This is a genomic window from Caldanaerobius polysaccharolyticus DSM 13641, from assembly GCF_000427425.1.
Taxonomy (GTDB): Bacteria; Bacillota; Thermoanaerobacteria; order Thermoanaerobacterales; family Caldanaerobiaceae; genus Caldanaerobius; species Caldanaerobius polysaccharolyticus.
In genome coordinates, this window is the sequence record NZ_KE386495.1 from 326,554 (window position 1) to 344,780 (window position 18,227).

An 18,227-nucleotide genomic window follows, 5' to 3' on the forward strand; every position below is an offset into this window, starting at 1 on the left:
TGCCGGTCTCAACTATATCTTCAACAATTTCTTTGAGTGTTTCTAATTTCGCCTTTGAAACTTGTTTTTGTATTCCATCATCTGTGTTGACATAGCCTCCGGTTATTTGCTGTAATCTCAGAAGTCTTGTTAACACATTTCTAACTGTGATCTCGCCATTTTCAAGCTCTGTATAGCTATCCTTCTTGATTTCTTCATAGATGCGCTTTGCTTTTGGCTCTAATTCACAGTATCTAAATTCATCTACTTGCTCCGGCAGATCCAATGCTTCTTCTTTTGTTACTCTGAATGCTATTGAGTGTGCTTTTTGTATGAGTTCATCCAAGCGGTTATATCCTATTACCTGATGTCCTCCGTAACCGCCCATAATGGCATATCTTGCTCTAAATGCGTAATAGCTTGTCCCAAATATCGAGTCGTCGAGGAATTTGTACTGCGAGAAAAAGTCCAAAGGCGTGTTTTGGACCGGGGTACCCGAAAGGATGAGTTTGTATTTTGCAACCTTCCCTAGCTTGTGCATTGCTTTTGATTGCTGGGCAGTTGGATTTTTGATGCGTTGGCTTTCATCTGCGATGACCATATCTGGCTTCCAAGCGAGAAGTGCATCTATCATGCGCCATGTAGCCTCATAGTTTATTACTGCAATCCAGAGGCCCTCAGATTTAAAACTGTCGAGTATTTCTATGCGTTTTTCAATGGGTCCCTCAAGCACTTTGATTTCATATGGTATCGCCGCCGCTTCAAATTCTTTGGGCCACACTGGACAAACTGAGGTAGGTGCGACGATAAGAAGTTTTTTAACCTTATTATTTAAATATGCTCTTGCTGCTACTGCTACGGCTATAAGTGATTTGCTCAACCGCAGCCCATTTCGGCAAGGATTGCACATCCGCCGCCGTTACGAGCTGTCATATTACATCACCAGCCTTTCGTTTTTCCCATGGTTTGTCATGCTCAGCATGCCATTTTGCATGTGCCGCTTGATTAGGGAAAATCATTAAATTTTCGAGCCTATTATCTAATTTATTACCATTGATATGATGGACTACTTCTTCTGGTAATAGCTTTCTCCCTAGCTTCTTTTCTGCTGCTACTCTGTGTTCGTGTCTGCCAAAATATTTTCTATAAGTTTTACCTTGACCAGTGCCTAAAAGAACATCCCTTTTTACTTTCCGTTTTTCGTATGTCCATCCTTCACTTCTGTTCATAGGATTATATTTCCTGTTATATTCAGTTAAATGAGGTGCTTTGTGTCCTTTGCTATGTCCTTTAACGTTTATATTTTCCTTGGTCCATTGTCCAAACCATTTTAAGCAATGCTCCTTGCAGCAGAAATTACGTTCTCTTTTTTGGCTTGGAGTAACCTCAATTTCTTTGTTGCACCAAGCACAGGTTGTTTTTATCCTTTTTTTCATAAATAAATTGTGATGTTCTTTACAACAAAAATGGTTTTTGCTGTTTTTGATTCGTGAGGGAGTTTTGTTAATTTCCTCCCCACAGTATGAACATTTAACAATCATCGTTAAACACCCCTAAAATTAACCCTGCTAAGTTATAAGCTTTGATTTGGTGCTGAAAGGGTTTGAGTTTAATAGGCATTGGCTCAATAGGCTTAACTTCTTCTGCGAATTTTATATTTGTTGTTTTTTCTCGCAGTCGTTTTAATTCCTCGTATTTATTTTTGATGCTAATATCGACGTTCCCCGGAATATATTTGAGATGGTCTATTGCTTCGAGTGTTGCTGGCAATATCCAGACTTTTTTCTTAGGATCCCATCGCCTACCCGGAATGGCTTTAATTGCTTCCTTGACATCAAAACAATTTACAACTTCTATGTGGTCATTAACGAGCATAGCCTTCATTCTCTCACCCTCATGCTATGCTATACTCTTTTTCTTTGCGTAATCATTCGCCAATGATGTAAGATATTCACGCAACTTTATGATTTCAGCATCAATACGTTGCGCCTCGTGTAACTTCTTTTCGTATATCTTCTTTGCCTCCTCAACTTCATGCCATGCCACTTTTTGTTCTATTTGAAGGTTAAATATCTCTTGGAGCGCTGACGCCATTTCAAACTCGATGTTTTCTCTTGATAAAACCTCTGTTGTTGTTATCAGTGAATCAACATACCTTTTGAATCCTTGCATGTCGCCCTTGAATTCTGCTATCTTGAACATTCTTTTGTTCCCCTTTCCTTTAACAAATCGCCTATACAAACCCACAAATGATTCTCTTTGTCGTATATTTCCTTTGCCTTCTTTACGTATTGTAGGAACAAATCCCAATCACCATTGAAATACCGGATAATACTTCTGAAGCAATATGCCTGCACCTGTGGACTCATATCACTTTTGCCTCCTTCAGCTTTTTATACAGAAACTCCGCAATCGGGCGATAATATTCGTCTTCATCTACTTCCGACACATCTACTACTTCTTCCTCCAGCTTTTCCCCTGTTTCTCTATCAAACGTTACCTTCACTGTTGCCACCCGCATTTGTAAGGCCCCCTTTCTATTGTCCTTACCTACCGTTCTTGTTTTTCCCCTCTCTCCAAGTGGTAAAATATTCTTGGAGAGGAGGTGATATTGTGGATCTAACCGAATACTGCGAACTTAAACACATATGTCCGCCTGATCATACCAATGATTCTATAAATATCACCATTAATGAAGTAAATAAGCTTTTAGAAAATGGATGGGTACTTATAGAAACATTTAAAACCTGTTATGATGAGAAATTTACCAATATACAAAAAGTACATTTCATACTTGGATATCCTACCCAGCGAAGAGCTTTAGAAAAAATATCGGGCGAATCTTATGATGAACTTATGAAAGAAGCATTGTCTGATTTTAAATGACCTAGAATAAAATTTGTACCATCGGGGCTGGGTATTGCTAGCAACAGTATCCAGTCCTCTTTTATAAATGTGTTTAATTCGTCGATGTCTTGTACTAGCTTTACTTTGTCAACTTTCTCTATAAGCCTCATTCTTCCATCTCGCCTCCTTCATGCGGATTCTTGGTTTCTTCCCTCATACATGGTAAAATCTTCTTAAAAGGAGGTAGTGATAATGCTTGACAAAAACTCTAAAAGAATTTTGAATATGCTTAACCATGTAGCAGACAAATACGGGATAGTGGATGACCACAAACTAATTTCTAACAACATGCCTAAAGGTTATAATCAAATTAAATTAATATCTACTCTCGAATGCTTAAAAGATTTAGGCTACCTAGATTTTAGCTATAATATCGAACAAGAAGTTACTTTCTTAAAATTACTTCATAAAGGATTAAATTACAGAAATATCGAATGGATTGAAATTAAAACATTTATCATTAGAAGTATCATTGTCCCTATAATTGTATCTTTGTCTACTACTTTGCTTGTTGAGTGGTTATTTTAAAATCTCCCAAGCAACTTAAGCATTATTAGGGTGGTTATTATACTAACTACTATAGGCGCTATATAATCACTCAATATTTTTTTATCTATCTTTCTGATATCCTTATCCTTCATCTTTCTCACCTCCTATGCGGATTGTTCAGATTGCTTTTCATTGTGACTATTTGACACATCGATAGGTAAAAAAATATCTTCGATGCTTTTATTTAACACAGCTGCAATTTTAGCAGCCAATTCTAAAGAAGGATTTCTTTTGCCAAGCTCAATATTTACATAAGAAGCTCTATGAATACCAACAATCTGTGCCAATTCTTTTGGAGTTAACCCTGCTTGTATTCTTGCTTCTTTTAATTTTTTTCTTAAAGTATACTGTCTCATATTTTTACACCTCTCTTGCGCCGTTCTGACACTTATAATTATAATGCGTCATTTCGACGCTGTCAAGTATTTTTTTATAAAATTTTTACTTATATGAGTCATATCGTCGCTAATGTTGCGTATTGACGCAATATTGGTTATTATATTCATGGAGGTGTTTCTTATGGACACATTAGGAAAAAGAATAAAAGAATTAAGAACAGAACTTGGTTTGACTCAAGAAGAACTAGCAAAAAAAATAGGCGTTACGAGAGCCGCTTTATCATCTTGGGAAATAAATAGAAGAGATCCCGATACTACAACTTTACAAAAATTATCTGAAATATTTAATGTAAGCGTTGATTACATTCTCGGAAAAACTGATATACGTACCAGGGCTGATGAAATTACAGATGCAGTCAAAGACGATCCAGAACTTTTGGCATTTTGGAATGAACTCAAAGAGCGCCCAGACCTTCAATTACTTTTTAAGCAAACCAGAAAGTTATCTCCAAAGACCATAAGGCAAGTAATTCGCATAATTAAAGCCATAGAGGACGAAGAATCCGCAACTATGTAAAAAGGGGGAACTTCGATATGGCTATTGAAATTTTAGACAAGCCTCTTATGCAAGCATTGATGAATGAAGATATACCTTTCCATGAATTGATGGCGGCATATGATATACGGGTATCTATCGCAAATTTAGATACAGATGTTTACGGTTTTACATATGTTAGCAGATTCGGGAATTACCATTTAATCTTAAACGGCAACATTGGATACAAGACACAATGTAAGGTATTTATCCACGAACTGAAGCACATACTGAACGATATCCCCAAGCAAAGCTACTACATAGGTTTAGATATGCAATACGAATACATAGAAATGGAAGCAGATAAAGTTGCAGAGGAAATTATAAATATTGTGTATAAGACCGTTTAAATTAAACCACTTAGGGAGGGTAGGGTAATGAAAGCAGTGGCATATTGTAGATATTCGAGTGACAATCAAAGAGAAGAAAGTATTGAAGCACAAATTCGTGCTATTAAGGAATATGCTGATAGGAATAATATAGAAATCATAAAAATATACGCAGATGAAGCAAAAACAGCAACCACAGACGACAGACCGCAATTTTTACAAATGGTCAAGGATAGCGAATTGGGTTTATTCCAAGCTGTTATTGTACATAAATTGGACCGCTTTGCTCGTAACCGATATGATAGCGCATTTTATAAACGCCAACTTAAAAAGAATGGCGTAAAGCTCATATCTGTGCTTGAACCGCTTGACGATTCGCCAGAATCTATTATACTCGAGTCAGTTCTCGAAGGCATGGCTGAATACTACTCAAAAAACCTTGCAAGGGAGGTTATGAAAGGTTTGAAGGAAAATGCATATAAAGCACGATTTAATGGAGGTATCCCTCCTTTAGGATACGATATAAAAGACGGCCATTACGTTATTAATGAAAAGGAAGCCGAAGCCGTCAGGCTTATATTTCAAATGTATAGAGATGATTATGGTTATCGGCATATCATAGATGAGTTGAATTTGCGTGGCTACAAAACCAAAAAAGGCGGGAATTTTTCAAAAAATACCTTAAATGCTATACTCAAGAACCAAAAGTATATTGGCACCTATATATTTAACAAGGGTACAAAAAATAATCATAACATAACCAAAGACGATGTAATCATCATCGAAAATGCGATCCCGGCTATAATAGACAAAAAAACTTTTGAGGAGGTGCAACAAAAAATGAAAAACACTAAAAAGACACAAGGGACTCACAACGCAAAAACTGTGTATTTACTGACTGGCTTGGTATATTGCGGCGAATGCGGTGCTGCTATGACTGGAAATCTGGGAAGGTCTAAATATAGATACTATCGTTGTAATGTCAAAGACCGGTCTAAACAGTGCAGTAATAAAGACATAAGTAAGGATAAACTGGAAGCATACATATTAGATCAGCTACAAAAAAAGATATTCAATGATGACGTGTTGCCTGTACTGGCAAAGAAGCTGAATAATGAGAACAAAAATATTGTGGCTGAAAGAGAGGATGAACGCAAAATACTTGCCAGAAGGTATGAAGAAATTATAAAAAGCATTAACGCTATAGTGGATACTATTGCAGCTGGCCATTTTCATCCAAGCCTTGACGCAAAATTGACCGAACTTGAAAATCAAAAAAGCGAAATTGAAATAAGAATAAAAGAACTTGATATGAAACCAGATATAAGCATAATAACGGAAGAAATGATAAGAGAGTACCTGAACAAGGATAAAGGGGTGTTCGTAGCGGGTGACCTCCGAAAAATAAAACAGATTTTGTCTACATACATAAATAAAATAACGGTCTTTAAAGACCGTGTTGAAGCCAAATTTAAAATTGCAGTAGATAATACAGTTTGTGAATGGTCAATAGCGGCGAGTGGAGTCGAACCACCGACACTGCGGGTATGAACCGCATGCTCTAGCCAGCTGAGCTACGCCGCCTTGTTCTTTAATTATTCCTCTTTTAATTGCGGGGGTAGGATTTGAACCTACGACCTTCGGGTTATGAGCCCGACGAGCTACCTGACTGCTCCACCCCGCGGTGTTTTATCTCCTTCATGCCGGAGACCGGAATCGAACCGGTACGAGTCTTTTAGGACCCGCAGGATTTTAAGTCCTGTGCGTCTGCCAGTTCCGCCACTCCGGCAAACCTCAACGACGATATATATTATATATCCTTCTACATACTTTGTCAAGACATATTTTCAACTATTAGACCTTCTAGGTTATCCCATTCGCTAACTATAAGCTGGCTCAATCCCAACAGCTCCATCACTTTGAATAGTATTGCAGTACCTGCCACGATTATATCTGCCCTCTTAGCATATAACCCCTTTATATGCCTTCTCTCTTCTTCCTTCATCTTCAACAGCAAATCGAGTATACTACATACTTTATCATATGTCAAGGTATAACCGTGAATTTTCTGGGGATCATAAACCTCCAGTTTCTGGTCTACTGCTGCCAGTGACGTCACAGTGCCACCTACTCCTACAGCCATAACTCCTTTGACGTCAATCAATTCTTTTAAAGACGACGACAGAGGGCAAAGGTTGGACTCGATGTCTTGAAATAAATCTTTTACGTCTTCTCTTTTCGCAGCGGAAACCACGCCATATCGCTCAGTCAACCTTACAGCCCCTATATTGACGCTGTGCCTGTATTTTATCTGTCCGCTTTTTCCCCAGGTAAACTCCGTGCTACCGCCGCCAATATCAACAATCAAAAGGGATACTCCGGCTTTTTCTACTTTTACGCCAGCTTGCACTCCTTTATAAGCCAGCTCAGCTTCCCTTTCTCCTGATATCACCTCAACTTCAATACCTGCTTTGTCCCACATTTCCTGAAATAGCACATCTCTATTTGCTGCGTCCCTTACAGCACTGGTTGCTATAGCTATTATTTTATCGCAACCATAAGACATGGCTATTTTTTTAAAATCCACCACAGCATCAACAGTCCTGCGTATGGCATCTATATTTAAGGTACCGGTGTGATCCACACCAGTACCCAATCTCGTCGTATTTATGCCTTTATATATCCTAATCAATCCGTTTTTGCCATTATCTGCTATTAGCAGCCTCACAGAATTGGTCCCTATATCAATACAACCAAACCTCATCTGCCACCTCTATATAAACAAACATCATTATCTTTCTACCATTTTATTAAATCTACCTCTATATCCTCCGCCAGATCTCCTCCTGGAATCCTGGTTTTTCTTGAGCTGCTGTTGCCGCTCATCGCTATCCCTTAAAAACTTGGCTAACCTGTCTTCAAAGGACATATTGCTCGACCTGTCGCGATTCCATTCTATTTCCTGTGGTCTGGACGATTTTTTTAATTCTGCGTTTGCTTTTTTAATCGACAAGCTTATTTTGCCATCAGGACCGATAGATAGAATTTTGACCTTAACCTTATCCTTTTCTTTTAAATAATCTCTAACGTCTTTTACGTATCTATCTGCGACTTCTGATATGTGTACCAGCCCTGTTTTGCCTTCTGGTAACTGGACAAATGCTCCGAAGCTTGTTATGTTAAGCACCGTCCCGTCAACCACTTTGCCTACTTCAATTGGCATAAATAAAAGATTCCTCCTTTATAGATTTATATTATTAATATTATAATACAAACTGTAAATTATAACAAGATGCTCACTTATTGTTTATGTCTATATACACGGTCTGCCCTTTTTTAACAAGGCCCAGTTCATCGCTGGCTATCTTTTTTATAAAATCTATCGTTTTTGAATACCTTATCTCCTTTTGAAGCCTCTTATTTTCTTTTTTTGCCATTTCGATCTTGTTGTACATATCCTGATGCTCTCGGTTAAGCCTATTTATAGTGATCTGTTGTTGAACAAAAGTGATCAATGTATAGGCTATGACACCATAAATCACCAGTTTGCCCTTATTCCACTTCACCTGAAACAACCCTCTCTATACCGAAATCTTTTTTAATAGAGATATTCGACAATCAGGCTTAAAACCCTCTATTTTTTTCTGAAATTTAACAAATTTTTAACCCAGATTATCCCACCTACTGCCCCATTGTACGCTGACATAAAAGGATATGACACAATCCTAAAAAAAACCATCGCACCGCGCTTTAAAGCCCTAAGCATCTTAACGGAAATTCTTAAAAAGATATAGCTAAAAAGCCTCATGTAAATATAAAAACCGGTTATAAAGCCCAGAAAAGTGTAAAACCTGAGCTCAGCGTAATTGGCGAGAAATATCACCGAAAACACAAACAGCGAACAGATCACCCAGAAAAGGGCATCTTCTATGTACGTCGCCCTTTTTTTAGGCTTAAACACCCTTCGGAATACCCTGTAGATGTCGTAAAAAAGGCCTAAAAAAATGCCGCCATACATGCATATTAAAAAAACCAATATCTGATTCGCTATGCTTCCTTCCATAATACCACTCCAACACCTTCATCTAATAGAAAAACCCCCTTTTAAAAACAAGGAGGTAAGGTGTTACCTAAACATTTTGCTCAATAAACCTCTGCTCTGGCCTTTAATATTCTCTTTATTGGTATAATTTAGGCTTATTATGGTGCCTTCAATCACAAGCTCCCCTTCGTCCAGGTTTAGCTTGTTTATATGCAAATCCTTGCCTTTTATAGCTAATCCTCCCAGGTTTGTAGAGAGGTTGACGCTGTCGTCGTTAAAGCTCATAACTTCCACAACCCCGCTTATTTTAGCTTTCTGGCGTCCTTCTATGAATACATTGTGAGGCGCATCCATGCCTAATCACCTTCTTACCCTGTCTAGTATAATATATGCAGGGCGGAAGAAGTTATGACTCTACAACATCTTATACATCTCACCAGCATTTTCTTTTAGCACATGCTCCTGTACCTGGGTTACCATTACTTTAACCGTCCTGGTGCCCAGTTGCAATTCAATCACATCTCCCACTTGCACATCCGTTCCGGCCTTCGCTACTTTTCCATTTACCAAAACGCGCCCTTCATCGCAGGCCTCTTTTGCCACTGTCCTGCGCTTTATCAACCTCGAAACCTTAAGGTATTTATCTAACCTCATACGCCACCACCGCATCCCATAAATCTAATAAAAAAATCAGGTCGCGCGACCCGATTTTTATTTAACTCTTTCTTTGAGCAATTTACCAGCTTTAAACACGGGAGCCTTTGAAGCAGGTATCATAATCTCCTCTTTTGTCTGGGGATTTATACCCTTGCGCTCAGCTCTTTCTCTGACCTCAAAGGTCCCAAAGCCCACCAGCTGTATTTTGTCTCCCTTTTCCAGGGCTTCAATAACCGTCTCTATAAAAGCATCCAATGCTTTCTCAGCGTCTTTTTTAGTAAGCTCGCTTTTTTCTGCAATGCTTGAAACTACATCTGCCTTATTCACCTTAAAACCTCCCTATTTCGTATTTTATAAATAGTTTCTTGCATTAATATATTCTGCAAAAAATCGCAAAATCCTGCTTTTTAAAGCTATTTTTGATCATCCTCTTGCAAATTATGCGATTTTGCTTCGTTCCATAGAGCATCCATCTCCGATAAACTCATGTCCTGTACAGATTTTCCCTTCTCTGCCGCTTTCTTTTCTATATAGCTAAACCTGCTTATAAACTTTTCTATAGTGCCAGTGAGAGCCTGTTCTGGTTCTACTTTTAAAAACCTAGACACATTTACACACGCAAACAGCACATCGCCCATTTCTTCTACAATTTTTTCCCTGTCTCCTGATTTATATACCTCCTTTAACTCGTTTATCTCCTCATAGAGCTTGTCCATCGCATCTTCTACCTTATCCCAATCAAAACCTACTTTAGCCGCCTTGTGTTGCACTTTATAGCTTCTCATAAGCGCCGGCAGCTCCTTAGGTATATCTTTCAATATCTGAGTAGTTGAAGTATACCCTTTTTCCCCTTTTTTTATTTCATCCCAATTGCTTAAAACTTCATCGGTACCGCTGACTTTCACGCCAGAAAAGATGTGGGGATGTCTCAGGATCATTTTGCTGCATACGCCATTTATAACATCGCCGATGTCAAATAACCCCTCTTCTTCAGCTATCCTAGAATGAAAGACCACCTGAAACAATACGTCTCCCAGCTCCTCCTGAAGCTTACCAGGGTCTTTTTTGTTGATAGCTTCTATAACCTCATAGCATTCTTCAATGAGGTATTGTTTTAAACTCTCATGGGTCTGTTCCCTGTCCCATGGACACCCGCCTTCACCCCTTAACCTCTCCATTATACCCACAAGGTCTCTAAAATCATAGGGCGATGAAGAAGCAGGAGGTATGTAAATGCACGTCAGGTGATCAATGTCTTTTTGCATATCCAGTTGGAACAATTTAATTCTCCTTACCGACTCCTGTTTAGGTATCCCCGCCGACCTGACGAACATGATGTCCTGTTCAGGATCATACACCTTCATAAGTTTTAATTTGATGTCTGAAGCCACCAACGCATCGTACACCTGTGTTATTATATTACCGCAAGAGCGGTCAGGCATCTGCGACCCCAAAGAGAGACCATCGATAATCTTCAAGCCGTTTACAGGATCGTACTTTACAGCTGTAATAACAGCATCTATAAAGCTAACAGCAGAATGTATACATACGTTTATACCTTTTTTCTGTGCTAAATTCATCAAGTGCTCTACAGATTTCTCAGCTATAAGGGGATGCCCTGGAACAGCGTAAGCCACTTTTTTACCACTCAGTACCTTCTCTATGAGAAAATCAGCAATTTTTATGTACACTTGCTCAAAGGAATCACTGCTGTCGTACAAAAAATCGAAGGTCTCGTACTTAAACCCGTTTTTGTCCAACCACTCCGCAGAAGGGTGCCTTTTAGTCCTCAAGTAAATTTCGTCCGACCACTTCAAAACCTCTTCCGTTTGCTTCGTAATAAAACTTTCGTTTCCAGGGCCCAACCCTACTACATTAATCTCCATACGACATCACCGCTTATTATTTTACTACCATTTACTTTTAAAGACAACAAAAAAGACCTGGAGAAGACCAGATCAATCGTAATCCCTAAACAAAGGAGGCGGGGTAGGCTTAAGCGGTACCGCTATCTGTCCTGTCAGCGCGTCAATGTGCATCAACCAGTACCCATCTGCGTCGTACTCCATCCGCTGGCCTTTTGCAGGTCTCCAGCAGACAAACCCCGTAAGGCCTCCATAAGGTTGATCAAAGGCGTTAAATTTGCCCGGCATAGCGTAAACTATGTATTTTACTTTATTGTCTTGGAAAGCTAATCCCATCAAGTAGTGATCCTTATCAAAAGCGTAGCCATTTTCCACCTTCCACCATCTATAACCATCCAAACTCTCTTCGAAGGGCTGTACCTCCTGTAAATGGGATATTATATTGCTTATGTACTCTTTTAAACTTCGTATATACTGGCTTTCCTCAGGAGCTCCAGTATCCTTTAATTCCAGAGACTCCGCTATATTTTTAGCCTCTCCTGTATCAGCGTGATGATCTCCTTCGCCCTTTTCTTTTTCGTCTTTATCGCTTTCTTGCGCCTCATCTTCCTCAGCCTTTTCCTCTATCGTCTTTTCTTCTATCTCCTTTTCCTCTAAAGTTTCTTCTTCCATAGTCTCTTTTTCTACGGTTTCCTCTGCCTCTTGTGTATCTTCTAAAGGCTTTGGCGGTGAATCCTCTACCTCCGGATTTTCTTGTTCTGGCTGTGAAAGCTCTGATTCCTCAGTGGCAATCATTTCTTTCCAGTTCCTGTAGCTATCGTCCATGATGCCCACCAGCGGCGTTATCAATCCACCGCCCAGTCTATCCACCGCAATGGCACACACCTTTAAGTCGTTCAGCCCAATCCCTTTTCCTTCAATGTCATCGGGATCAAAAATCCACTGAGAAATGCACCTGCCCATATCGTCCACTTTTAAATCGCCCATATCGATCACAGAAGGAATATTATCTTTAAAGCCCACAAGCATTCCTCTATATGAAAAATCCACCGGCTGTCTCAGGCCTGTCACGTATATGGTAACCCTACCCCTATTGCCAAACCTCTCAAACTTAAAAAAACCGTCAGCTTCTCCCCCGTCTACACAATACGCCCTATCATCCGGCTTTAAAACCACAAAAAATCTCTTAAAAAGCATACCTGCTCCCTCCTCACAATATAAGGTATGCTGGTCCTTGCTAAATATATATGGCATACCTTATACTTTTAGAACAGGAGCTGTTCAAGCTTGTTAGACAGACAGGCAAACTGATACAGGCTGAGGGTTTCTGCTCTTGCCCCTGGATCTATACCGCACTCCACAATAACCTTTCGCAATACATTTTTGTCGCCTGCGATATTTCCGTACAAGGCGTTTAATAGCGTCTTTCTCCTGCTGGAAAAAGCGGCTCTGACCACCTTAAAAAAATTCTCTTCATTTACATCCACAAGGGGCTTTTCTCTCATGCGCATTCTCACCACCACAGAGTCCACCGCTGGTTGGGGCTTAAAGCATTCCCTGGGAACCTCCAGTACCAACTCGGGAATGGCGTTGTATTGAACAGCGATGGAAAGCGCGCCATAATCTTTACTTCCCGGCACCGCTACGATTCTCCTGCCTACTTCTTTTTGGACCATGACTACTACCTTGTCGATTTTAGCCCGAAATTCCATTAGGCGCATGATTATAGGCGTGGTGATATAGTAAGGTAGATTGGCTACCACCGCAAACTGCCCTTCAAAAAAATCATCTAGATTGACATTCATTATGTTTCCCCAAACCAACACCACATTTTCCCTTTGTTCCATCCGCTCTTTTAATCGGTTGTACAATCGACGGTCTAATTCTACAGCTACCAACCTTTTTGCAACGTCAGCAAGCTTAAAAGTGAGAGCACCAGTTCCCGGTCCAATCTCCAGGACATCCCGACCTTTTACATCAGCTTCTCTCACAATAGCGTTAGCGATAGCATCATCTATGAGAAAGTTTTGTCCTAATCTCTTTTGTGGCTTTATTTTCGCCATAGCGCACCTCTCAATTAATGTGGTCCAATGCCTTCATAAATTCTTCTCTTGATATGTCGTACATATTTAACCTCTTTAAAAATTGGCTGGCGTTGGCATAACCTATGCCCAAAATGCATCCGACCTTTGCCCGCCTCACAGCAGCACAATGATTACCTACAAGCCCTGCGTCTATCATATCTTCCATTGTAAATACTTCCTTCCTATCTACCCTCCGAACCCTCGCTCTTTCTAGCGCCTTAATAATGCTCTCAGGTGAGGCATTTTCTACCCCTATGTCGCCATTTAAAGTCGCTTCGTCTCTGGGTATAAAGGCATGTCTTACGCCTTTTACCAGCGACGATATCTTTTTCCTGATCATCTCGCCGGCGTGATCGGGGTCTGTCAATACGATTACCCCTCTTTTTTTTTGAGCTGTCCGTATCAGCTGAATTGTCTCTTTACTCAGCCTGAAGCCTCCGGTAACAATAACATCTGTATCCACTGCTCTTTTAACAGCGCTTAAATCATCTCTTCCCTCTACTACAATCACTTCTTTTAACATGTCAACCGCCTCCAGAAGCCATTATTTCAGGATATACACCTTTACCAGCCGGCGACCATAGCGTTGTGCCTTTTCAGGCTCAGTAAAATATAGGTCTATTTTATTACCTACTATAGCGCTCCCTGTGTCGGCAGCTAACGCATAGCCATATCCTTCGACGTACAACCTGGTCCCCAAAGGTATAACAGAAGGATCTACCGCCGCAACCCCAGGCCTTGCCTTTATCCCTAAAGCCGTTATACCATAGCCTCTATCTCCTGGGGATTTACCTGTATCGCTATAACTGCAACTGTACGCTGTAGCTTCCATGGTCATAACCCTTGAGTACCTAATCGTCTCACCTCTGGAAGTTGTAATCATCCCTATAGTGCCCACAGCTATCACTTTGCTTATGGGAGCTTTAATCACTTTTTCTTCCAGCAAAGTACGAGCTATTTCTTTACCGTCCTTCAATATCACCTTGTACTTTAATTGTTTTTTGCCCTGTTGCCCTTCCTGAATAACCTTTGATTTACCTACTTCCAACCTAGTCGTATAACTCTTTTTCACATCAAAAGGAACATCTTTTACCTCAGTAACAATGCGTTCATCAACCCTGTATATCCTTATGGTTTCACCTGATTTAACGATTTCCCATAAAGAGGGTTTGACTTCATCCTTATTCCCAATCTTTATCCCAGCCTGTTTTATTATGTCTGCCACAAATTTTTTATCAGTTGATGTCTTTATTTTTTTGTTACCAATCTGTATGTTTACCCACTTAAGCTGTAAGTCAGGGTTGCCAAAAAGCCTTTGATTTATCCTGGCCAGCTGATTTCGGGGGATATTATATACAACAGCATTTTTAAACAATAGCTTTTTCCATCCGCTATTTTCCCTGACACGCGCTCTAAATAAAAAAGGCATCCAAACCAATGCAATAGCTATAGCAGTTACAAAGAGGTACCACCTCTTTTTCACTACCACCTCATCCCCTCCTTTCATTGCCCTATATTTTAACCTAAAAAAAAATTTGTGTCAAATTGTGTATCATTTAAAAATATGCTATTATAATATTATGCGATAATTATACCAAAATATACGCTGATTGTAAAAAATAGAGAGGTTACCCTCTCTGTTTTTAATACTATCTTAATAATTTGAATAAATCCCATGGTACGTATGCATGTGCCTCATGCACATATCGATGTGCAACATCAAAAGTGCAACAATATACCTCATCTCTATCAGCTCCTCATCCATCGGATGGGCTGGCATACCTGAATAAGGCATACCTGGCATCCAAGGCCAAGGCATCATGCCAGGCATATACCATGGCCCCATATCAGGACAAGGCATCGTTCCCGGCATTGTACCATGGTAAGGATAGTAAGGATACAACCCGGGGTCATACCAGTTTTTAGGCGCATTGCCACTGGACATATTCGCCAAAGGGTCTTTCTCTATATTATCCATTTATATACCTCCCCATGAAAATCGCTTACTACAATATATGTTATAAAAAACCCATATGTGATGCTTACAGCCCCAATAAGCCATGAAGAGGTGTATAATAAAGTATAACGCCCAATAGCCCACATATCAGCGTAAGCAAAATAGGGTCAAAATCTCTGTACGTCAGCACAAAAGCCAGCAAGAATATAAGCCAGCTGTACACATCTGTAAAAGCACCCCTGGCCATCGATAGCGCTGCAGCTGCTATAAGCCCTATACTGGCAGGCCTTATCCCTTTAAACATCCACTGTACTGCAGGTTTATAAGAAAACCGCGTAAAATATCTGGCTATGATTAAAATGATTATAAACGAAGGCAAGATCACCCCTACAGTGGCCAGTGCCGAGCCTAAAATACCCTTTAAAGCGTATCCTACGTATGTAGCAGAATTTATAGCTATAGGCCCTGGTGTTATTTGAGATATGGCTACCACATCAATAAATTCTTTACCGGAAATCCAATGGTTTACGCTCACTATCTCTTTCTGCATAACAGCCAGAACAGCATATCCTCCTCCAAAGCTAAATGCCCCTATCTTTATGAAGGAAAGCAACAATTTAATCAGTATCGCCATGCTCTTCTCCTCCTAAAATCACCATTGCCGATATCCCACCCAAAGCGGACAAAATTATGACGAGGATAGGATGCAGGTTCAAAAAAGCAACTGCTACAGCCGCCAGTATCGTGACAAGCAGCGAAGCACCTCTAATTTTAGTGGATTTAAGCAGGGTTACCACAGAGGCAGCTATCATAGCCGCCACAGCAGGTCTTATACCTTTAAATATGGCCTCTATTAGAGGGTTACTTTTCACAGACCTAAAAAACATGGCCACCAGCAAAATGGTAATAAAAGAAGGAAGGGAGGACCCCAAGGTAGCTATGATAGAACCTATGTACCCGCCCAACTTGTATCCCACGTATATGGACGTGTTTATTGAAATAGGTCCAGGGGCAGATTGGGCCACTGCTAATATGTCCAAAAATTCCTCGTCGTTAAGCCATTTGCGCTTTTCAGTGATCTCCTTTTTCATAAGAGGTACCATAGCGTATCCCCCGCCCAAGGTAAACGCCCCAATTTTAAAAAAGGCCAGAAACATCTCCCACATAAGCCTCATTAGCGCACTCGCCTCCCAACAACTACTCTTTCAATGCCCGACAAATCCTTTACCGTGTACACCGAATACCAAGACATCATGGATGCTACCTCTCGGGCTTGATTATATCCCACTTCAAAGGCTAATATCCCCTCTTTTTTAAGGTACAAAGGAGCTCCTGAGATTATTCTCCTGTAGAAATCAAGCCCATCCTCCCCTCCATCCAGCGCCAATACCGGTTCGCTCCTTACGTCTAAAGGCAAATCCTTTATACTACGGGATGGGATATAAGGGGGATTGGATACAATAGCATCAAATTTATGGGCAAATTCCTTTGGCAAAGCGCTATACAGGTCCCCTAAATAAAAAAACACCCTTGCATCGACGCTAAGTTTTCTAGCATTAAACGCAGCAATTTCCAATGCTGGCGCTGATACATCCACTGCGCAAACAACGCTGTCAGGGACAAAGCGCGCAATGCTTATACCGATACAACCACAGCCTGTGCCTATATCCAGCACCCAGGGAGCCTTTATCTTCTTGATTTCATCTATTACAGACTCTACCAGTACCTCTGTGTCAGGCCTCGGTATCAACACGCTGGGGTTAACGGCAAAATCCATACCCATAAACTCTTTTACGCCTGTTATGTAAGCGACGGGAATCCCCTTTATCCGTTTTTTTATAAGCTGCGCATAGCTTTCAATTTCATCCGGGCTCAGCGTTCTATCCCGCGCTGCTATAAGGTGGGATCTTTCGCATTTTAATGCGTAAGACATAATAAGCTCGGCATCCAGGCGAGACGTCTGGACACCGGCTTTTTTCAGTGACTTGGCTCCCCATAGAATAGCATCACGGACATTCCACTGTCTTTCCCTCATCCAAAACACCCTTTAGAGAACAAATAGCTACTTCAAGCTGGGAGTCATCGGGTTCCCTCGTGGTAAACTTCTGCAAGTAAAGTCCTAGCGCCGTCAGCCATTTTACAATCCTGTTATCGCTTCTGCCAGCCAGCTTGATAAATTCGTAAGAAATACCTGCTACTACAGGCAGCAAAACTATCCTGAGCACGATCCTCGCCTGGAGAGAAGGCCATTGGAAAACCGAAAAGACGATTATACTCACTATCATTACCACAAACAAAAAATTAGTACCACACCTGGGATGCAATGTAGAGTACTTTCTGGCATTTTCCACAGTCAGCTCTTCACCGTGTTCCAGGCAATGTATGACCTTGTGCTCAGCTCCATGGTACTGAAATACCCTCTGGATGTCTCTCATCATGGAGATTAGCGAAAGATAAATAAGGAATATTACAACTCGTAAAACGCCTTCCATTACATTTAAACCTGCAGACGATGGGACAATAACCTTTAAAAACGAGCTCACATAAGTGGGCAATATAAAAAACAAAAGCACGGCAAAGACCATTGACAGGAACAACGATGCCATCATCATAATCGAATCTTTTAAAGATTTTTCTTTCGGTCCATCATTATTTTCCTCAACCACATCAGCCGAGTACATCAGCGCTTTAATGCCGACGTAAAGAGAATCAAATAAAACGAAAGTACCCCTCAAAAAAGGCACATTTAAAATAGGGGCCCTTTTAGTAATAGGCAAAGACGGCTGTTTAAAAATACTTATGCTGCCATCCTGTTTTCTGACAGCCACGGCATACCCATTTTTGCCCCTCATCATAACGCCTTCTATGACCGCCTGGCCGCCGTAATCAAATTTCCTGCCCAAATCACATCACCCCATTCTCCTT

General features: G+C 40.5%; 28 protein-coding genes and 3 tRNA genes. 5 read left to right on the plus strand and 26 right to left on the minus strand.

Features of this window, described 5'->3' with window-relative positions; all coding sequences use genetic code 11:
- The 5 genes from CALPO_RS13600 to CALPO_RS14765 form a co-directional block, all read right to left on the minus strand.
- On the minus strand, positions 1-859 hold an 859-nt coding region (locus CALPO_RS13600; RefSeq protein WP_218915176.1), incomplete at its 3' end, for a DEAD/DEAH box helicase.
- 49 nt (positions 860-908) lie between these two features.
- Complete coding sequence (locus tag CALPO_RS14845; protein WP_051585921.1) at positions 909-1,520, minus strand: HNH endonuclease signature motif containing protein; 612 nt, start codon at positions 1,518-1,520, stop codon at positions 909-911.
- On the minus strand, positions 1,510-1,863 hold the full coding sequence (locus CALPO_RS0107915; protein WP_026486827.1) for a hypothetical protein: 354 nt from the start codon (positions 1,861-1,863) through the stop codon (positions 1,510-1,512). The genes CALPO_RS14845 and CALPO_RS0107915 overlap by 11 nt, the downstream gene beginning before the upstream one ends.
- 15 nt (positions 1,864-1,878) lie before the next feature.
- Complete coding sequence (locus CALPO_RS0107920; protein ID WP_026486828.1) at positions 1,879-2,181, minus strand: hypothetical protein; 303 nt, start codon at positions 2,179-2,181, stop codon at positions 1,879-1,881.
- A gap of 163 nt (positions 2,182-2,344) precedes the next feature.
- Positions 2,345-2,500 (minus strand): hypothetical protein, encoded by a 156-nt coding sequence (locus CALPO_RS14765; protein ID WP_169736189.1) that lies wholly within the window; start codon positions 2,498-2,500, stop codon positions 2,345-2,347.
- A gap of 92 nt (positions 2,501-2,592) precedes the next feature.
- Between CALPO_RS14765 and CALPO_RS0107935 the strand changes: the two genes are divergently transcribed.
- Together CALPO_RS0107935 and CALPO_RS0107940 are read left to right on the plus strand one after the other, a co-directional pair.
- Complete coding sequence (locus CALPO_RS0107935; protein ID WP_026486830.1) at positions 2,593-2,865, plus strand: hypothetical protein; 273 nt, start codon at positions 2,593-2,595, stop codon at positions 2,863-2,865.
- Positions 2,866-3,078: 213 nt separating this feature from the next.
- A complete protein-coding gene (locus tag CALPO_RS0107940; RefSeq protein WP_026486831.1) occupies positions 3,079-3,414 on the plus strand; it encodes a hypothetical protein in 336 nt (111 codons plus the stop codon).
- A 125-nt stretch (positions 3,415-3,539) separates the two neighbouring features.
- Here the strand turns inward: CALPO_RS0107940 and CALPO_RS0107950 are convergent, their stop codons facing one another.
- A complete protein-coding gene (locus tag CALPO_RS0107950; RefSeq protein ID WP_026486832.1) occupies positions 3,540-3,791 on the minus strand; it encodes a helix-turn-helix transcriptional regulator in 252 nt (83 codons plus the stop codon).
- A 163-nt stretch (positions 3,792-3,954) separates the two neighbouring features.
- On the opposite strand from CALPO_RS0107950, the gene CALPO_RS0107955 reads away from it, so the two are divergent.
- The 3 genes from CALPO_RS0107955 to CALPO_RS14455 are packed head-to-tail and all read left to right on the plus strand — an operon-like array spanning position 3,955 to position 6,248.
- Positions 3,955-4,350 carry a helix-turn-helix domain-containing protein gene (locus CALPO_RS0107955; RefSeq protein WP_156940166.1) on the plus strand — a complete coding sequence of 132 codons (396 nt, stop codon included), beginning with the start codon at positions 3,955-3,957 and terminating at the stop codon, positions 4,348-4,350.
- Between the two features lie 17 nt (positions 4,351-4,367).
- Complete coding sequence (locus tag CALPO_RS0107960) at positions 4,368-4,718, plus strand: hypothetical protein (RefSeq protein ID WP_026486834.1); 351 nt, start codon at positions 4,368-4,370, stop codon at positions 4,716-4,718.
- Positions 4,719-4,745: 27 nt separating this feature from the next.
- Entirely contained in the window at positions 4,746-6,248 is a 1,503-nt protein-coding gene (locus CALPO_RS14455) for a recombinase family protein (protein WP_084295298.1), read from the plus strand.
- Here CALPO_RS14455 and CALPO_RS0107965 read toward each other — a convergent pair.
- The 20 genes from CALPO_RS0107965 to CALPO_RS0108060 form a co-directional block, all read right to left on the minus strand.
- Positions 6,208-6,281 (minus strand) — tRNA-Met (locus CALPO_RS0107965). The genes CALPO_RS14455 and CALPO_RS0107965 overlap by 41 nt on opposite strands.
- Positions 6,282-6,307: 26 nt before the next feature.
- A tRNA-Met gene (locus tag CALPO_RS0107970) sits at positions 6,308-6,381 on the minus strand.
- A 17-nt stretch (positions 6,382-6,398) separates the two neighbouring features.
- Positions 6,399-6,486: transfer RNA gene (locus CALPO_RS0107975), tRNA-Leu, on the minus strand.
- A gap of 45 nt (positions 6,487-6,531) precedes the next feature.
- On the minus strand, positions 6,532-7,461 hold the full coding sequence (locus tag CALPO_RS0107980; protein WP_026486835.1) for a Ppx/GppA phosphatase family protein: 930 nt from the start codon (positions 7,459-7,461) through the stop codon (positions 6,532-6,534).
- 27 nt (positions 7,462-7,488) lie between these two features.
- Positions 7,489-7,920, minus strand: a complete 432-nt coding sequence (locus tag CALPO_RS0107985; protein ID WP_026486836.1) for a S1 domain-containing RNA-binding protein — start codon at positions 7,918-7,920, stop codon at positions 7,489-7,491.
- 73 nt (positions 7,921-7,993) lie between these two features.
- Entirely contained in the window at positions 7,994-8,263 is a 270-nt protein-coding gene (locus tag CALPO_RS13605) for an FtsB family cell division protein (RefSeq protein ID WP_051585922.1), read from the minus strand.
- A 68-nt stretch (positions 8,264-8,331) separates the two neighbouring features.
- Positions 8,332-8,760 (minus strand): spore cortex biosynthesis protein YabQ, encoded by a 429-nt coding sequence (gene yabQ / locus CALPO_RS13610; RefSeq protein WP_051585923.1) that lies wholly within the window; start codon positions 8,758-8,760, stop codon positions 8,332-8,334.
- Positions 8,761-8,823: 63 nt separating this feature from the next.
- Complete coding sequence (gene yabP, locus CALPO_RS0108000) at positions 8,824-9,093, minus strand: sporulation protein YabP (RefSeq protein ID WP_026486837.1); 270 nt, start codon at positions 9,091-9,093, stop codon at positions 8,824-8,826.
- A 60-nt stretch (positions 9,094-9,153) separates the two neighbouring features.
- Positions 9,154-9,393 (minus strand): RNA-binding S4 domain-containing protein, encoded by a 240-nt coding sequence (locus CALPO_RS0108005; protein ID WP_026486838.1) that lies wholly within the window; start codon positions 9,391-9,393, stop codon positions 9,154-9,156.
- Positions 9,394-9,450: 57 nt separating this feature from the next.
- A complete protein-coding gene (locus CALPO_RS0108010) occupies positions 9,451-9,723 on the minus strand; it encodes an HU family DNA-binding protein (RefSeq protein ID WP_026486839.1) in 273 nt (90 codons plus the stop codon).
- Between the two features lie 86 nt (positions 9,724-9,809).
- Positions 9,810-11,282: a bifunctional methyltransferase/pyrophosphohydrolase YabN gene (gene yabN, locus CALPO_RS0108015; protein ID WP_026486840.1), complete on the minus strand. Its 1,473-nt coding sequence runs from the start codon at positions 11,280-11,282 to the stop codon at positions 9,810-9,812.
- A 72-nt stretch (positions 11,283-11,354) separates the two neighbouring features.
- A complete protein-coding gene (locus tag CALPO_RS14235; protein WP_051585924.1) occupies positions 11,355-12,458 on the minus strand; it encodes a hypothetical protein in 1,104 nt (367 codons plus the stop codon).
- A gap of 68 nt (positions 12,459-12,526) precedes the next feature.
- Positions 12,527-13,324, minus strand: a complete 798-nt coding sequence (gene rsmA, locus CALPO_RS0108025) for a 16S rRNA (adenine(1518)-N(6)/adenine(1519)-N(6))-dimethyltransferase RsmA (protein ID WP_051585925.1) — start codon at positions 13,322-13,324, stop codon at positions 12,527-12,529.
- 10 nt (positions 13,325-13,334) lie between these two features.
- Complete coding sequence (gene rnmV / locus CALPO_RS0108030) at positions 13,335-13,868, minus strand: ribonuclease M5 (RefSeq protein WP_026486842.1); 534 nt, start codon at positions 13,866-13,868, stop codon at positions 13,335-13,337.
- A gap of 21 nt (positions 13,869-13,889) precedes the next feature.
- Complete coding sequence (locus tag CALPO_RS13620) at positions 13,890-14,834, minus strand: 3D domain-containing protein (protein WP_051585926.1); 945 nt, start codon at positions 14,832-14,834, stop codon at positions 13,890-13,892.
- Positions 14,835-14,999: 165 nt separating this feature from the next.
- Complete coding sequence (locus CALPO_RS0108040; RefSeq protein WP_026486843.1) at positions 15,000-15,323, minus strand: hypothetical protein; 324 nt, start codon at positions 15,321-15,323, stop codon at positions 15,000-15,002.
- Positions 15,324-15,387: 64 nt separating this feature from the next.
- On the minus strand, positions 15,388-15,936 hold the full coding sequence (locus tag CALPO_RS0108045) for a chromate transporter (protein WP_035172479.1): 549 nt from the start codon (positions 15,934-15,936) through the stop codon (positions 15,388-15,390).
- Positions 15,920-16,477, minus strand: coding sequence for a chromate transporter (locus tag CALPO_RS0108050; RefSeq protein ID WP_026486845.1), 558 nt, complete (start codon positions 16,475-16,477; stop codon positions 15,920-15,922). Before CALPO_RS0108050 ends, CALPO_RS0108045 begins: the two co-directional genes overlap by 17 nt.
- Positions 16,477-17,337 (minus strand): peptide chain release factor N(5)-glutamine methyltransferase, encoded by an 861-nt coding sequence (gene prmC / locus CALPO_RS0108055; RefSeq protein ID WP_035172481.1) that lies wholly within the window; start codon positions 17,335-17,337, stop codon positions 16,477-16,479. Before prmC ends, CALPO_RS0108050 begins: the two co-directional genes overlap by 1 nt.
- On the minus strand, positions 17,309-18,157 hold the full coding sequence (locus tag CALPO_RS0108060) for a DUF1385 domain-containing protein (protein ID WP_051586001.1): 849 nt from the start codon (positions 18,155-18,157) through the stop codon (positions 17,309-17,311). Before CALPO_RS0108060 ends, prmC begins: the two co-directional genes overlap by 29 nt.
- Between the last annotated feature and the right edge of the window lie 70 nt (positions 18,158-18,227).

Excerpts from the sequence above, each read along its gene's own strand:
- CALPO_RS0108045 (WP_035172479.1), bottom strand. The coding sequence starts at position 15,936 with ATGGCGATACTGATTAAATTGTTGCTTTCCTTCATAAAGATAGGGGCA.
- CALPO_RS14235 (WP_051585924.1), bottom strand. The coding sequence starts at position 12,458 with ATGCTTTTTAAGAGATTTTTTGTGGTTTTAAAGCCGGATGATAGGGCG.
- CALPO_RS0107985 (WP_026486836.1), bottom strand. The coding sequence starts at position 7,920 with ATGCCAATTGAAGTAGGCAAAGTGGTTGACGGGACGGTGCTTAACATA.
- rnmV (WP_026486842.1), bottom strand. The coding sequence starts at position 13,868 with ATGTTAAAAGAAGTGATTGTAGTAGAGGGAAGAGATGATTTAAGCGCT.
- CALPO_RS0108040 (WP_026486843.1), bottom strand. The coding sequence starts at position 15,323 with ATGGATAATATAGAGAAAGACCCTTTGGCGAATATGTCCAGTGGCAAT.
- CALPO_RS0108050 (WP_026486845.1), bottom strand. The coding sequence starts at position 16,477 with ATGAGGCTTATGTGGGAGATGTTTCTGGCCTTTTTTAAAATTGGGGCG.
- CALPO_RS0107940 (WP_026486831.1), top strand. The coding sequence starts at position 3,079 with ATGCTTGACAAAAACTCTAAAAGAATTTTGAATATGCTTAACCATGTA.
- yabQ (WP_051585923.1), bottom strand. The coding sequence starts at position 8,760 with ATGGAAGGAAGCATAGCGAATCAGATATTGGTTTTTTTAATATGCATG.
- CALPO_RS0107950 (WP_026486832.1), bottom strand. The coding sequence starts at position 3,791 with ATGAGACAGTATACTTTAAGAAAAAAATTAAAAGAAGCAAGAATACAA.
- CALPO_RS0107915 (WP_026486827.1), bottom strand. The coding sequence starts at position 1,863 with ATGAAGGCTATGCTCGTTAATGACCACATAGAAGTTGTAAATTGTTTT.
- yabP (WP_026486837.1), bottom strand. The coding sequence starts at position 9,093 with ATGGATGCGCCTCACAATGTATTCATAGAAGGACGCCAGAAAGCTAAA.
- CALPO_RS0107920 (WP_026486828.1), bottom strand. The coding sequence starts at position 2,181 with ATGTTCAAGATAGCAGAATTCAAGGGCGACATGCAAGGATTCAAAAGG.
- CALPO_RS0108005 (WP_026486838.1), bottom strand. The coding sequence starts at position 9,393 with ATGAGGTTAGATAAATACCTTAAGGTTTCGAGGTTGATAAAGCGCAGG.
- CALPO_RS0107980 (WP_026486835.1), bottom strand. The coding sequence starts at position 7,461 with ATGAGGTTTGGTTGTATTGATATAGGGACCAATTCTGTGAGGCTGCTA.
- CALPO_RS14455 (WP_084295298.1), top strand. The coding sequence starts at position 4,746 with ATGAAAGCAGTGGCATATTGTAGATATTCGAGTGACAATCAAAGAGAA.
- CALPO_RS0107955 (WP_156940166.1), top strand. The coding sequence starts at position 3,955 with ATGGACACATTAGGAAAAAGAATAAAAGAATTAAGAACAGAACTTGGT.
- yabN (WP_026486840.1), bottom strand. The coding sequence starts at position 11,282 with ATGGAGATTAATGTAGTAGGGTTGGGCCCTGGAAACGAAAGTTTTATT.
- CALPO_RS14845 (WP_051585921.1), bottom strand. The coding sequence starts at position 1,520 with ATGATTGTTAAATGTTCATACTGTGGGGAGGAAATTAACAAAACTCCC.
- prmC (WP_035172481.1), bottom strand. The coding sequence starts at position 17,337 with ATGAGGGAAAGACAGTGGAATGTCCGTGATGCTATTCTATGGGGAGCC.
- rsmA (WP_051585925.1), bottom strand. The coding sequence starts at position 13,324 with ATGGCGAAAATAAAGCCACAAAAGAGATTAGGACAAAACTTTCTCATA.
- CALPO_RS0108060 (WP_051586001.1), bottom strand. The coding sequence starts at position 18,157 with ATGATGAGGGGCAAAAATGGGTATGCCGTGGCTGTCAGAAAACAGGAT.
- CALPO_RS0107960 (WP_026486834.1), top strand. The coding sequence starts at position 4,368 with ATGGCTATTGAAATTTTAGACAAGCCTCTTATGCAAGCATTGATGAAT.
- CALPO_RS14765 (WP_169736189.1), bottom strand. The coding sequence starts at position 2,500 with ATGCGGGTGGCAACAGTGAAGGTAACGTTTGATAGAGAAACAGGGGAA.